General features: G+C 71.2%; 11 protein-coding genes and 1 pseudogene. 4 read left to right on the forward strand and 8 right to left on the reverse strand.

What is annotated here, in order from left to right; genetic code table 11:
• Window positions 1-35: 35 nt before the first annotated feature.
• The 4 genes from SK854_RS02060 to SK854_RS02075 all read right to left on the reverse strand — a co-directional run bounded on the left by SK854_RS02060 (window position 36) and on the right by SK854_RS02075 (window position 3,270).
• Window positions 36-1,487 (reverse strand): RsmB/NOP family class I SAM-dependent RNA methyltransferase, encoded by a 1,452-nt coding sequence (locus SK854_RS02060; RefSeq protein ID WP_319973218.1) that lies wholly within the window; start codon window positions 1,485-1,487, stop codon window positions 36-38.
• Between the two features lie 109 nt (window positions 1,488-1,596).
• On the reverse strand, window positions 1,597-2,523 hold the full coding sequence (fmt, locus tag SK854_RS02065) for a methionyl-tRNA formyltransferase (protein WP_319973219.1): 927 nt from the start codon (window positions 2,521-2,523) through the stop codon (window positions 1,597-1,599).
• A gap of 2 nt (window positions 2,524-2,525) precedes the next feature.
• Window positions 2,526-3,074: a peptide deformylase gene (gene def / locus SK854_RS02070; RefSeq protein WP_319973220.1), complete on the reverse strand. Its 549-nt coding sequence runs from the start codon at window positions 3,072-3,074 to the stop codon at window positions 2,526-2,528.
• Between the two features lie 46 nt (window positions 3,075-3,120).
• Window positions 3,121-3,270, reverse strand: a complete 150-nt coding sequence (locus tag SK854_RS02075) for a hypothetical protein (protein ID WP_319973221.1) — start codon at window positions 3,268-3,270, stop codon at window positions 3,121-3,123.
• A gap of 120 nt (window positions 3,271-3,390) precedes the next feature.
• On the opposite strand from SK854_RS02075, the gene SK854_RS02080 reads away from it, so the two are divergent.
• The 3 genes and pseudogenes from SK854_RS02080 (at window position 3,391) to SK854_RS02090 (ending at window position 5,675) form a co-directional block, all read left to right on the forward strand.
• Window positions 3,391-3,993: an RNA polymerase sigma factor gene (locus SK854_RS02080; RefSeq protein WP_319973222.1), complete on the forward strand. Its 603-nt coding sequence runs from the start codon at window positions 3,391-3,393 to the stop codon at window positions 3,991-3,993.
• A complete protein-coding gene (locus tag SK854_RS02085; RefSeq protein ID WP_319973223.1) occupies window positions 3,993-5,150 on the forward strand; it encodes a hypothetical protein in 1,158 nt (385 codons plus the stop codon). Before SK854_RS02080 ends, SK854_RS02085 begins: the two co-directional genes overlap by 1 nt.
• Before the next feature lie 73 nt (window positions 5,151-5,223).
• A pseudogene (locus SK854_RS02090) lies at window positions 5,224-5,675 on the forward strand (DinB family protein).
• A gap of 97 nt (window positions 5,676-5,772) precedes the next feature.
• On the opposite strand, the gene ggt reads toward SK854_RS02090, so the two are convergent.
• A complete protein-coding gene (gene ggt / locus SK854_RS02095; RefSeq protein WP_319973224.1) occupies window positions 5,773-7,542 on the reverse strand; it encodes a gamma-glutamyltransferase in 1,770 nt (589 codons plus the stop codon).
• A gap of 65 nt (window positions 7,543-7,607) precedes the next feature.
• On the opposite strand from ggt, the gene SK854_RS02100 reads away from it, so the two are divergent.
• Window positions 7,608-8,075 (forward strand): hypothetical protein, encoded by a 468-nt coding sequence (locus SK854_RS02100; protein WP_319973225.1) that lies wholly within the window; start codon window positions 7,608-7,610, stop codon window positions 8,073-8,075.
• 4 nt (window positions 8,076-8,079) lie between these two features.
• On the opposite strand, the gene SK854_RS02105 is transcribed toward SK854_RS02100, so the two are convergent.
• Genes SK854_RS02105 through SK854_RS02115 form a run of 3 tightly spaced genes read right to left on the reverse strand, consistent with a single transcriptional unit; the run spans window position 8,080 to window position 13,528 of the window.
• Window positions 8,080-10,335, reverse strand: a complete 2,256-nt coding sequence (locus SK854_RS02105; protein ID WP_319973226.1) for a primosomal protein N' family DNA-binding protein — start codon at window positions 10,333-10,335, stop codon at window positions 8,080-8,082.
• A gap of 30 nt (window positions 10,336-10,365) precedes the next feature.
• The gene (locus SK854_RS02110; protein ID WP_319973227.1) at window positions 10,366-11,571 is read right to left on the reverse strand and encodes a hypothetical protein; all 1,206 of its coding nucleotides are present in this window, start codon (window positions 11,569-11,571) and stop codon (window positions 10,366-10,368) included.
• A gap of 10 nt (window positions 11,572-11,581) precedes the next feature.
• Window positions 11,582-13,528 carry a phosphocholine-specific phospholipase C gene (locus tag SK854_RS02115; RefSeq protein ID WP_319973228.1) on the reverse strand — a complete coding sequence of 649 codons (1,947 nt, stop codon included), beginning with the start codon at window positions 13,526-13,528 and terminating at the stop codon, window positions 11,582-11,584.
• Window positions 13,529-13,561 lie beyond the last annotated feature (33 nt).

A 13,561-nucleotide genomic window follows, 5' to 3' on the forward strand; every position in this document is an offset into this window, starting at 1 on the left:
TGTCAGACCCCGTCGCTAGCGTCCTTCACGAGCGCTCAAACAGGGCGTCGCAGCACCGCGCAGAACATCGCGTCGGTGCCGTGCAGATGGGGCCACAGCTGAACGTGCGGTCCTTCCCCGAGGTCCGGAACTCCCGGGAAGAGCTCCCGCGTGTCCAGCACCTCGGCCCCGGTCCGCCGCGCGACGTCCGTCACCACCCCTACGGTCTCCGAGAGATGAGGTGAGCACACGACATAAGCCACGACGCCGCCCGGCCGCACCAGTCGCAACGCCTCGGTGAGCAGCTCGCGCTGCAACTTCGTGAGCGTGCCGACGTCGGTGGGCTGGCGCCTCCACCGCGCCTCCGGGCGCCTGCGCAGCGCGCCGAGACCGGTGCAGGGCGCATCGACCAGCACGCGGTCGAACGCTCCTTCGACGAAGCCGGTCTCCAGGCCGTCGGCCACCTCCACGGTGACCGGCAGGCCTGAGGTGAGCTTGCGCACGAGCTCGGCGCGGTGGGGCGCCTTCTCGACGGCGATCAGTTCGCCGCCCTCGATGCCGACCAGCGCGGCCAGCAGGGCGGCCTTGCCGCCGGGGCCCGCGCAGAGGTCCAGCCAGCGGTCGTCCGTACCACCGTTGTCGCCGCCCTGGAGTGACGCGCGCGTCAGGGCCAAGGCACACAGCTGGCTGCCCTCGTCCTGGACGTTGGCGAGGCGTTCCCGGACGGGCTCGAGATCGCCCGGGTCGCCCGCGCCAGGCTCCAGGTGCACGCCGTAAGGCGAGTAGGGCGCCACGTCGCCGCCGGTGATGGCGGCGAGCTCGTCGGCGCTCACCTCGCCGGGACGTGCCACCAGGTGCACGGCCGGGCGCGCGTCGTCAGCCGCGAGAGCCAGCTTCAGCGCTTCCTCGCGGCTGCCGAGGGCCTCCGCGAACGCCTGCGCGATCCAGCGCGGGTGGGCGTGGGTGAAGGCCAGGTTGCCGATCGGGTCGGTGTCCGGGTCGGGTGCGAGCTCGTCGACCCACGCGGCCTCGTCCTGCTCGGCCACCCGGCGCAGGACGGCGTTGACGAAGCCCGCGACGCCGGACCCGAGTTCGGCCCGCACGAGGTCGACGGTCGAGGCGACCGCGGCGTGGGACGGAATCCGGGTGCGCAGCAGCTGGTACGTGCCCAGCCGCAACGCGTCGAGCGCCGAGCCGTCCACTTCGGACATCGGGCGGTCCGAGCACGCCTCGATGACGGCGTCGAGCAGGCCCTGGGCCCGGGACGCGCCGTAGGTGAGTTCGGTGGCGAGCGCGGCATCACGGCCGGTGATGCGGCGGTCGCGCAGCATCTGCGGCAGCACCAGGTTCGCGTACGCGTCACGCTGCCGCACGGCGCGCAGGGTCTCCAGCGCGGCGAGGCGTGCCGGGTCCTCCACGGGTGGCCGGGAGGGTCCGGTGCGCCGCTTAGGCGGGTGGGGCCTGCTCGGGCGGGAAGGCTTGGAAGCGCCTCGCGGGTGGCCGGTCATGCGTTGTACTCCACTGTCTCTGGCTCCCCTGCGGCGCCGCGGATCACGCGCGCCACGTTCCTGTCCTGCCGCTCACAGGCGGCGCCTGCCGAGCTCGTCCGGGAGCGCGTCATGCGATGCGCTCCCCTGATTCGATCCGCACGCCGCGCGCCCAGTCGGTGGCGGCCATGCGCTTCTTGCCCTGCGCCTGGACCTCACCGAGGGCCACGGCGGTGGTGGCGGTGCCCACGAGCACGCGTTTGCGCTCGACGAGCACCTCGCCCGCCGGCAGCGTCACGTCGGCGACCGGCGTGACGGGGCCGAGCTTGAGCCGTTCTCCCCGGAACTCGGCCCACGCGCCGGGCTCCGGTGTCACGGCGCGCGCCAGGCGGTCGACGGCCGTGGCGGGCGTGGTGAAGTCGAGGCGCGCGTCCTCGACGGAGATCTTCGGGGCGTAGGTCACGCCGTCGTCGGGCTGGTCGACGGCGCGCAGGGTGCCGTCCTCGATGCCGTCCACAGTGGACAGCAACAGGTCGGCTCCCGAGAGGGACAACCGGGTCAGCAGGTCGCCGGAGGTGTCGCGGTCGCGCACCTTCTCGGTCACCACGCCGAATACCGGGCCCGCGTCGAGTTCCTTCACGATGCGGAACGTCGAGGCGCCCGTGATGTCGTCGCCGTTGCGCACGGAGGCCTGCACCGGCGCGGCGCCGCGCCACGCGGGCAGCACGGAGAAGTGGAGGTTGACCCAGCCGAACTTCGGGACGTCGAGCGTGCGCTGCGGGAGCAGGTTGCCGTAGGCGACGACCGGGCAGAGGTCGGGTTCCAGCGCGCGCAGGCGCTCCAGGAACTCGGGCTCCCCGGCCTTGACCGGGGTGAGGACCTCGATGCCGTGCTCGTCGGCGAGCGCGCCGACCGGGGAGCGCTCGAGCCTGCGGCCTCGGCCGGAGGGGGCGTCGGGGCGGGTGACCACGGCGACGACGTCGTGGCGGGAGGAGTCGATGAGGGCGCGCAGCGAGGGCAGTGCGACCTCGGGCGTACCGGCGAACACGAGTCGCATGGTCAGCTGGACCTGCCGAAGAGTGGGTGCGGGCTCTGCTTCAAGGTGGGGACCGTACCGTCGAACCAGTCGGACTGCCGGATTTCCCGCATGGCCAGCTTGCGGGTGTCGGCGTCGAGGCGGTCGAGGAACAGCACTCCGTCGAGGTGGTCCGACTCGTGCTGGATGCAGCGGGCCAGCGTCTCGGTGCCTTCGACCTCGACGGGCTCACCGTGCATGTTCCAGCCCTTGGCCACCACGTGCAGGTGGCGCTTGCAGTCCCACGACATGCCGGGGATGGACAGGCAGCCCTCGGAGCCGTCCTGCATCTCTTCGCCGACCACGTCCCACGTGGGGTTGATGAGGTGACCCGCGAAACCGTCGCAGTGGTACGTGAACACGCGCAGTCCAACACCGAGCTGAGGCGCGGCGAGTCCTGCTCCGCCGGCGTCCTGCATCGTGTCCCACAGGTCCTTGACCAGGGTGCGCAGTTCCTTGTCGAAGTCGGTGACCTCGGTGGCCGCGGTGCGCAGCACTGGGTCGCCGAACAGGCGGATGGGTTGGACGGTCACGCAATGCTCCTCGTGTGGACTGTAGGTCAGTCTACGAGGAGCGCGGTCAGTGCTCGGACGCGCTGCCGAGGAAGATCACGCCCACCAGCGCCACGACGAAGTGGCCGGTGAAGCGCAGCGCCGTCAGCACGGGCCGCAGCAACGCGTGGAAGTCGATGTGGGCCGTCTGGGTGCCGGAAACAGTGGTCGTCGTCATGTGGTCAACTGTGCCGTTCGCGCAGGTCAGCTCACATCGGCTCGGAGTATCGACCCTGCGTCAGCCCGAGGTAGGAAGATCGGGTGCAACACTCGGCCGGAAGGTGGACACCTCCAGGTCATGAGGCTGATGCGACCGATCTGGGAGGGGGCGGCCGGCGTGCGCGACGACGCCCCGTCGGACGCCGAACTGTGGACCCGCGGCGACGAGCACGCGTTCAGCGAGCTCTACGACCGCTACGCCGAGGCGGTGTGGAACCACGCGTACCGCCTGACGGCGTCGTGGTCGACGGCGGAGGACCTGACGTCGGCGACGTTCATGACCGCGTGGCGCCGCCGCGCCGAGATGACGCTCGTGCGGGACAGCGCGCTGCCGTGGCTGTTCACCGTCGCGGGCTTCCTGGCGCGTTCGGAGTTCCGCCGCAAAGCGCGGTTCACCCGGCTGCTGCACCGCGTGCCGCGCAACGAGGTGCAGCGCGACCACGCCGACGACGTCGCGGCGTCGCTCGACCACGAGGCCCGGCTGCGCGAGGTGCTGGAGGCGGTCGAACGTCTCCCCCGCGCCGAACGCGAGGCCGTGGAACTCGTGCTGTTCGGCGAACTGTCCACCGCGCAGGCCGCCGAGGCACTGGGGGTCGCCGAGGCGAGCGTCCGCTCGCGCATCTCGCGTGCCCGCGCCCGCCTGCGCAAGCAACTCTCCTACGACACCCTGGAGGTGGAGTGATGGCCTTCGACCTGCCGCCCCGCCGTACGCTCCCCGCCGACGTCAAGGAGCGCATGCGCCCGGACTTCGCCGAGGCCGCCGAGTCCCTGGGCCGCCGTGGCCGCGCGCCGTTGGCGGTGGCGGCCGCGGTGCTCCTGATCGCGGGAGGTGTCGCCGCCGCCCAGTTCGTCGTCCAGCCGTTCATCCACAACGCCCGCCCCGGCCACGAGCGCGTCGTCCAGCCCTCCGGCATGGACCTTGCGCGGTGCCGCACCGCACTGGGTGACCAGAACTGGCAGTCCTCCGAGATGGTGGAGTTCGGCCTGAGCAAGGTTCTGGTCGGCCAGGACGGCCGCTTCTGCGAGCTCACCCGTACCAAGGCCTATGTGGCGTCGCAGAGCTTCCGGCCCACAGACCTGCGGGAGGGCACGGTCACCTTCCGCTCTTACGGGATCATCGCGGGGATTCCGCCGAAGGACGCGCGGACGCTGAAGACCGGCCCGAAGCCGGAGTTCCGCGACCAGGACTTCGAGGCCGGCGACGGCGTCGTCACGCCACACTTCTTCGTCGTCGACACCCGGTACCAGAACTCGTACTTCGATCTCGTCTTCGATGACCGGGCCACCCCGATGCCGGACATCCCCGAGGGGGCGGTCACCGAATCGCAGACTTTCGAGAGCGGGGACCCCGACCCGTGGACGCTGGTGAACGTCATCGCCAGGTGCACCGACACCTCGTACCAGAACGGAGCGAACGCCGGCGACCTCCAGAACTGGGAGCCGCTGCTGGTGTCGGGTCTCGACCAGCGAGCGGGTGTGCTCATCGCCCATCGTGAGCACGACGCGTGGGCGACCTGCGTCTTCGGCCCCGGCGTGGGAACCGGCGTGCACTGGGAGCATCTGCCCGCCGTCACGAAGAAGCCCGAGAAGCCCGTGCTGGTCACCATTCACGGGAACGAGTCGGCGCTCATGGCCGTCGGGCGCATCAAGCGCTCGGTCGACACCGTCGAGGTGTCCGTCGACGACGAGCAAGCGGTGACCGCGGACGTCGTCGACGGCTACTTCATCGCCACGATCCCGGTCTCCGCCACACAGAACAAGATCGACTACTCCAAGCGCCTGCACGTCGTCGGCCGCGACTCCGACAACGAGGTCGTCTACGAGGGCGGGTTCGAGTGATCATGGAGCCATGACCTGGACGGCACCCGAAGTAGACATCACCGACGAACCGCTCCTCGGGGCGGAACGCCCGATGCTGGAGGCGTGGCTCGACCGCCATCGAGCCACGTTCCTGCAGAACTGCGCCGGGCTCACCGGTGAACAGCTGGCCGAAGAGTCCGCTGCGCCGTCGAACCTGAGCCTGCTGGGTCTGATCCGCCACCTCGCGGACGTGGAGCGCGTGTGGTTCCGCGTCCGTCTGGCCGGCCAGGACGTGAAGGCCCGGCACAGCGTGCCCGGCAACTGGGACGGCGCCTTCGAGGGCCTCGATCCCGCGCGGAGGCCGAGTACGCGGAGCTCGTGGCCGAGATGGCCGAGTGCCGCGCGGCGGCGGCCACGCGGGACCTCGACGACGTCTTCTTGCACGAACGGGTGGGCGAGATCTCGGTGCGCTGGCTCTACATCCACCTGATCGAGGAGTACGCGCAGCACAACGGCCACGCCGACCTCCTCCGCGAACGCATCGACGGACGCACCAACAAGTAGCCGGCCGCGCGCTCACTCCGCGAACTGACAGGGCCGCCCACAGCGAAGGGACGGGCCGTCACGCGACCCGTCCCTTCAGCGTGCTGGTGCCGCGGGGTCAGCCCACCTTCACCACGCGGGCCGCGCCACCTCCGCGCCGCGTCGGCTCGGCGACCGCGCGCCAGCGGCCGTCCTTGGCCCGTTCGACGGCCGTGGCGGCGCCGATCTCGGCGTTCTGGCTGAACTTGTGCCCGATGGCCTGCAGGCCCGCGGTGGTCGAGGCGGCGAGGAACGCGGCCTCCGCCGGGGTGGTGGCGGCGTTGCGCTGGGAGGCGCGCGGGGCCGCGACGGCGTCGAGCAGGGACATCTTGCGGTCCAGGCGGCCGGTCAGGATCTGGGCGACCGTGGTGATGATCGTGGAACCGCCCGGTGAGCCGACGGCGAGCACGACCTTGCCGTGGTCGAGGACGATCGTCGGGGCCATCGACGAGCGCGGGCGCTTGCCGGGGCCGGGGAGGTTCGGGTGCGGCACGCCGGCGGTCGGGGCGACGAACTCGAAGTCGGTGAGCTCGTTGTTGAGCAGGAAGCCGCGGTTCGGCACGACGATGCCGCTGCCGCCCTCCGCCTCGATGGTCAGGGTGTAGGCGACGACGTTGCCCCAGCGGTCGGCGGTCGTGAGGTGCGTGGTGCGTTCGGCGTCCTCGCGCAGGGCCGAGAGTCCGGCGGTGGCTTCACAGGCCTTCGGGTCGCGCGGGTCGGCGGCGGGCTGCGGGGCGGGCAGCACGGCGTCGGGCTTGATCAGGCACGCGCGGCTGTCGGCGAACTTCTGCGAGAGCAGGCCCTCGGTCGGCACGCGGGAGAAGGCGGGGTCGCCCACCCAGCGCAGGCGGTCGGCGAAGGAGAGCTTGGTCGACTCGATGAAGCGGTGCAGGTACTCGACGTCGGAGACCTTCGACAGGTCGGTCGACTCCAGGATGTTGAGCGCCTCACCGACGGTCGTGCCGCCCGACGACGGCGCCGCCATGCCGTAGACGTCGAGACCGCGGTAGCTGGTGCGCGTCGGGTCGCGGCGTTCGACCTGGTAGCGGGCCAGGTCGGAGAGCTGCATGTCGCCGGCGCGGACGTTGCGGGTCGAGCCGGGCACGACCGGCGGCTTCTGCACGGCCTTCACGAGATCGCGGCCGACCGCGCCGCCGTACAGCGACGCCAGTTCGGTGCGGGCGAGTTCGCGGTAGGTGTCGGCGAGCTGCGGGTTGCGGAACGTGCTGCCGACCGCGGGCGCCTGGCCGCCGGGCAGGTACAGGTCGCGGGTCGAGGTGAAGTCGGCGAAGCGGGCGGCGTTGTTCGTGATCTGCGAGTTGAACGTCTGGTCGACGGTGAAACCACGCCGTGCCAACGCTTCCGCGGGCGCCATGGCCTCGCGCAGGTTCAGCGTGCCCCACTTGCGCAGCGCCTGCTGCCACGTCTTGGGCGTGCCGGGGACGCCGACGGACTTGCCGCTGGTCATCGCCTCGGCGAACGGCAGGGGCTGGCCGTTCTCCACGAAGAGCTGGTCGGTCGCGGACCGCGGCGCGGTCTCCCGGCCGTCCAAAGTGGACACTCGGCCGGTGCGGGCGTCGTAGTGGACGAAGAACCCACCACCACCGATGCCCGCGCTGAACGGGTCGGTCACGCCGAGCGCGGCGGCGGTGGCGACGGCGGCGTCGACGGCGTTGCCACCGCGGCGGAGCACGTCGATGCCGATCTGGGACGCGTCGGGGTCGACGCTCGAGACAGCGCCTCCCCAGCCCACCTGCTCGGGCACGCGTGGCGATGACTCCGCCGCTCCTGCCGGGGCAGGAGCGACCAGTACGACGGAGAGCGTCAGTGCGGCAACCGTTCGCAACATGCGAAAACTTCTACTCCGTTGTGACCGGATGGCAACACCCCTTGAGGAAGGCCTAAGGTGCGGGCGTGTCGATCGATCTTGATCAGTTGCGAACCGATTTCACGAACACCCCGCTCGACGAGGCCGACCGCGAGGACGCGCTGCACCTCCTGCTGCGTGAACGCCGCGATGAGGACGCCGGCCTGCTGCGCCATCTGCTGGCCGAGGAGACCGCCGCGCACCAGGAGGGCTGGGGTGTGCGCGAGACGTTGGTGCTCGCCGCCCTGCTGCTCGCCGAGTGCGGCCGCGAAGAGGACGTCTGGGCCCTGTGGGAGGCCAAGAACGCCTCCTTCGACACGATGGCGGGCCTCGACGGCTTCCTGCTGTTCCCGGCGGGCATCGCGGGCACGACGGCGCACGTGATCGCGGGTGAGGAGCACCCCGAACGCGGCGACCTCATGACCTACATGAGCGAGTACCTCGAGTACGAGAAGCTGACCGACGAGGACATCCGCGAGCACATCGCCGGCCTGCGCTCCCACTTCGCGAACTGAGCGCCTACAGGACCTCCAGCGGGTCGAGCTTGATGCGCACCAGCTCCTGCTCCTTGCGCGCCGTCCGCACGGCCTGCGCGTCAGCCAGCACGGCGGCCAGCTGACGGCCTTCGCTCCGCGCGACCCGCACCAGGGCTCGTTCCCTGGTCTCGTCGTCGCCCAGCGGCACCGGCCCGAGGATCTCGCCGGTGGGCGGCAGGCGGAGTTCGTCGAGCATGGCGTTCACCGCGTCCGGGGTGCCGTCGACGGTCGCCATCCGGACCGCCGGCGGGAAGCCCAGCTCGGTCCGCGCGGCGAGTTCGGTGGCGGCGTGCCACACCGGGTCCCAGCGCACCAGGGCCTGCACCGGGGTCAGCGACGAGTCCGCGATCACGACCACCCGCCCGTTTCCGGGCCGCACCAGCCCCGCGGCCGTCATCCAGCGCCGCAGCGCCTCCTCGGCGGCGCGGAGGTCGGCCCTGCCCAGCAACGCCCACCCGTCGAGCAGCAGCACGGCGCCGTAGCCGCCCTCGGCCACGGGTTCGGCGCCCGGCGTCGCGACGACCAGGGAGGGCTTGCCCGGCACCTTGGTGAGCACCTCGTCCGCGCCGCTGGTCCGCACCGGAATGCCGGGAAACGCCCGCCCGAGCTCCTCCGCCGTGCGCCTGGCCCCGATGATCTGCCCGCGAAGCTTGCGCGACCCGCACGTGGGGCACCGGAACGCGGCCTCCGTCGCCGCGCACCACCGGCAGTAGGCGGGCTTCGGCAGCCCGTCCTCGGTCCCGCCGGGCAACGCCAGCGGCCCCGCGCACCGTCGGCACCGGGCGGGCCCGCGGCACTGACCGCAGGCGAGCGACGGCACGTAACCACGGCGCGGCACCTGGATCAGCACCGGCGAGTCGGTGAGGGCGAACCGGGCGGCGTCGAACGCGATGGACGGCAACCGGGCCGTGCGGGCGGCAGGGTCCTTGACGTCCTGCCACTCGTTGTCGCCCACCGACACCACACGAGGCGCGACGGACCTCAGCGTCTCGCGGGACGCCACGATCTCGTGCGCCCAGCCCGTCTCCACCAGCAACTGCGCCTCGGCAGTGCGAGCGAACCCGCCGATGAGCAACGCGGCCCCCGTCATATGTGCACGCTGCACCAACACATCACGCACGTTCGGATACGGCGACCGCTGCTCGACGTGCAGATCGTCACCGTCGTCCCACACGACGAGCAGCCCGGGGTCCTTGACCGGCGCGAACGCCGTTGCCCGCGTGCCGACCACCACCCGCGCCACACCCCGGCGCACGGACAGCCAGCGCTTGTAGCGCTCCGACGGCCCGAGGTCGGCCGACAGCGTCACCACGCCTTCGATCAGCTCACCACACGCCTCGGCGACACGGGCGAGGTCGCGGTGGTCGGGAACGACGATGGCCACCCCACGCCCGGACGACGCCACGGCGGCAGCCGCCTCCGCGAGCCGCGCGGGCCAGTCCTCGGCGGGCAGCGCCTGCCACACGGCATGGGCGGGCCGGCCCTCGTGCAGGGCCTCCAGGTACTTGGGGCCGCGGGGATAGCGGGCCCAGGCGTCGGCGGGGACGGGCGGCAGCTGAGAACGCCCGGCCGCCGCCTCGGACGGCGGAACGACTTCGGCAGGCGGGGTTGCTTCGGTCTGCGGGGCAGCTTCGGAACCGGGAGCGGCCCCGACCGAGGAGACACCCTCAGGGTGCGCGGCAGATTCGGTCTGTGAGGTCGCTGCGGGACGCGGCTCTTCGGGATCCGAGGCGGCTTCGGCATGTGAGTCCGCTGCGGCCTGCGGGGCGGCTCCGGCCTGTGCCGCCTCGGCCGACCGCTGCCCCACCCACGCGGGCAACTGAGGCAGCGGCGGCGGCTCCACCGAGGCGGCGGCTTCCGCTCGGGCGTGCCGGGGCGGGATGGCCAGGCGCAGCACGTCGATCATGCCGCCCGCGTACCTGTCGGCGATGGCGCGGGCCAGGGTGGCGATCTCGGGCGCCAGCACCGGTTCGGGGGACACGACCTTCTCGATGAAGGCCAGTTTCTTGCCGTACTCCGAGGTTTCGGCGCGCTCCAGCAGGTAGCCGTCGACGAGTTGGCCCGCGAACCTCACGCGCACGCGGCAGCCCGGGACCGCGGCAACGTCCAGTTCGGACGGAACCGAGTAGTCGAAGGGGCGGTCCAGGTGGGCCAGGGGCACGTCCACCACGATCCGGGCGACCGGCAGCGACTCCGCGGGGACCCGCTCCCCTTTTCTCGCTCCGGTCTTCGCGTTCATGCCTCCTGGTGTATCAGACACCCCCGACAGTCACGCGTTGCGCCTCACCAAACCGGTGAAGCCCGCCACGAACAGGGTCGCGAAGGCCCAGGCCAGGATCTGCAGCAGCCACGTCGTCGCCAAAACCACCTGGCCCGGGGCCGTGCCCGCGTCGACCGTGCAGCGGGTGGCGTCCACCTTGACCAGCGGTGTCGCCACGTTCAGGGCGTAGCCGACCTGTTCCACCGTCGAGCAGCGGACGGCGCCGGAGATCAACACCACACCCACCGACACGGTGAGAACGCCGGCCAGCCACACGAGTGCGAGGCCGGGGCGGTAACCGTGCCCGACGGTCACGCCTCGGATCAGGTGCCAGGCCCGGCCCCACCGGGAGAGCTGGCCGCGGCGGCGCAGGTCGCGTTGCTGGGCCACCCGGATCCGCCGCACGTCGCGTTCGTGGCCGGCGGCCTGGTGGGCGGCGGCCAGCTGGGTCCACGGTTGCGTCGAGTAGCGCAGGGTGCGGGTCGCCAGGAACGAGAGCCATTCGTCCAGAGTGGCGTCTCGTGGCAGGCCCTCGTAGGTGAGGCCTTCGAGCTGTGCCTTGCCCTCGACGCCGTCGAACGGCAGGAACAGTTCCTTGCCCACACGCACGTGTCGCAGGTCCAGCGCGACATCCGGTGAGCTGACCCGGCCGTCCCGGAAGATGAGCTGGCCGTCGACCCTCGTCCCGCGCAGGCGCACCGAGGCGTGGATGCCGCCGCCCGAGACGTCGCACCCCTGGGACAGGAAGATCCCGTCGCCGACCCGCAGGTCGACGAGCACGAGCCCCGCCTGGAAACGGGCGCCGGCGCACATCAGCACGGCCGAGATCTGGGATCCGCTGAGCGTCACCGAACCCGCGGCGTGGAAGCCGTCGTCCAGGTAGACGCTGCCGCCGATGCGCATGTGCAGCGCGTCGATCGACTCCGCGGCGGAGAGGCGGGCGCCGCTCAGGCCGAGGTTGTGGTCCACGGTCAGGCCCCGCGCGTGCACGGCGGGCGCGGTCAGGCCGCGCAGGTCCAGCTGCGAGAACTGCGCCCGGTCGAGCAGCACCGGCTGCTCGGTCGTGCAGTCGCGCAGCACCAGTGGTTTCTTCGCCACGACGTCGGACAGGTCGAGCTGACCGGTGATCTTGGCCCCGACGAGCACGAACCCGCCGGGATCCAGTAAGTCGTGCTCGATCATCCGCCGCCGGATCTCGTCCCCCTTGATCTCCACGGGGGCAACGTTATCCGGAGATCGACTCCTGGCCGTTCTCGATGTGACCGCACAGACGGCGGCGGAACCGGGGCTCCTCCTCCACGGTCACCGTCAGGTCGTACCAGCCGGAGTTCATGACCGTCAGCCATGGGATGACGTGCCGATGTCCTGGCCTCACAACGTAACGACGCCGCCCCAGCACGAACGTCAGCCGCGACGATCCACTGTTCTCGAACGTCAACGTCAGCACACGGCTGTATCCACGCACCGACGACGAGACGCGCGCACGGTCGGAGGAAGACCCGGCGAACTCACGGCGGAAGCCGTTGGGCCCCAGCAGCACGAGGTCGTGATCGCCCGTGACTTCAAGCGACGCCGACGACGCGACGTCGAAGTGCTGCGGCAGCGCGAACTGGCCCGAGTACGGGTACAGCGCGAAGTGCACGGACGCCGATCCGGAGTTCGACATCTCCAGCGACGACCCCCGCAACGACGCGTCGGGCTGATACGGCAGAGCGCGCGCACGCCGCCGTCCGGCCTCCTGCTCCGGCATCTTCTGCTCGGACGGAGGCGCGGGACGCCAGCGCGGCGTCGCGGGCGGCACGGCGGCGGGCTCGCCGACCTCCGGCCACGTCCGGCGCCGGTCGAAGTCGAACGCCGAGGTCAGGTCACCGGCGACGGTCCGGCGCCACGCGGAGATCTCCTCCGACCGCACCCCGGTCCACTTCTCCAGGAACTGAGTCATCGACGTGTGGTCGAACACCTGCGAGTTCACGTAACCACCGACGGACCACGGCGATACGACGGTCATCGGCACGCGCGCGCCCAGCCCCAACGGCCGGTCACCCACGTACTCGTCGGCAACGGACAACGGCGGGCGCGGTGGCGGCACGTGGTCGTAGAAGCCGTCGTTCTCGTCGTAGGTGATGAACAGGACCGTGGACTCCCACACCTCCTGGTTGGACGCCAGCGCGTCCAGCACCTGGTAGGTGATCGAGGCGGAGGCGGCGGGCGAGGACGCGCCGGGGTGCTCCGAGTCCACTGAGGACGGCACCAGGTACGACACGGCGGGCAACCGGCCCGCGGCGACGTCCGCGCGGAACGTCTCCCCCAGTCCGCCGGGCTTCACCCGGTGCAGTCCGCGCGAGTACAGCGACTTCTCCGCGGCGGAGAGCTTCGAGAGGTCCAGCGAGCCGATCAGCGCGGGGTCGCCGGTCCCGTACAGCTTGTCCAGCGACTTGAACCCGGTGGGCAGCACCTTGCGCGCGATCTCCTTGAACCGCGCGTAGAACTCCAGGTTGTTGTCCTGGAAGTTGTCCCACTCCTGGTACACGCGCCACGACTTCCCGGCCGCCTCAAGGCGTTCCGGGTACGTCTTCCACGTGTACCCGGTGTGGGTGTCCTCGCTGTAGGCCGCGTTGCCGGTCGCACGGCCTCCCGACGGCTCGAAACCCGTGTACCCGGACACCCAGTAGTTCCGGTTCGGCGAGGTCGAGGACGGCACTGAGCAGTGGTAGGCGTCGCACAGCGTGAACGTGTCCGCGAGCTCGTAGTGGAACGGGATGTCCTGGCGCGTGTAGAACGCCATCGTCGCCCCGGTCTTCGCCGGCACCCAGTTGTCGTTCCACCCGCCGCGCAACGCCGAGTGCCCGCCGTTCCAGCTGTGGTCCAGGTCACCGATGTACTGGATGTCACGGCCGGACGCCGCCTCACGCACCGGGAACGGCAGCACGCCCGACTGGTTGAACACGCCCTTCAGCGCGTTGCGGTCGGAGAACCCGCGCACGCCACGGAGGGTCCCGTAGTAGTGGTCGAACGAGCGGTTCTCCTGCATCAACAGCACGACGTGCTTGATCGCGCGCAACCCTCCCGTACGAGGCTCACGGGCCAACGCGGCGTACACCGACGGTGGCAGCAGCGTGCCCGCACCGGCTGCGGCGACGGCAGCCATGAACCCACGACGAGAGAGCGACATGAACGGAGTTTGTAGCCTCGGAAGGTGTCGCGG

The sequence above is a fragment of the Lentzea sokolovensis genome (genome assembly GCF_033949975.1).
Classification (GTDB): Bacteria; Actinomycetota; Actinomycetes; order Mycobacteriales; family Pseudonocardiaceae; genus Lentzea; species Lentzea sokolovensis.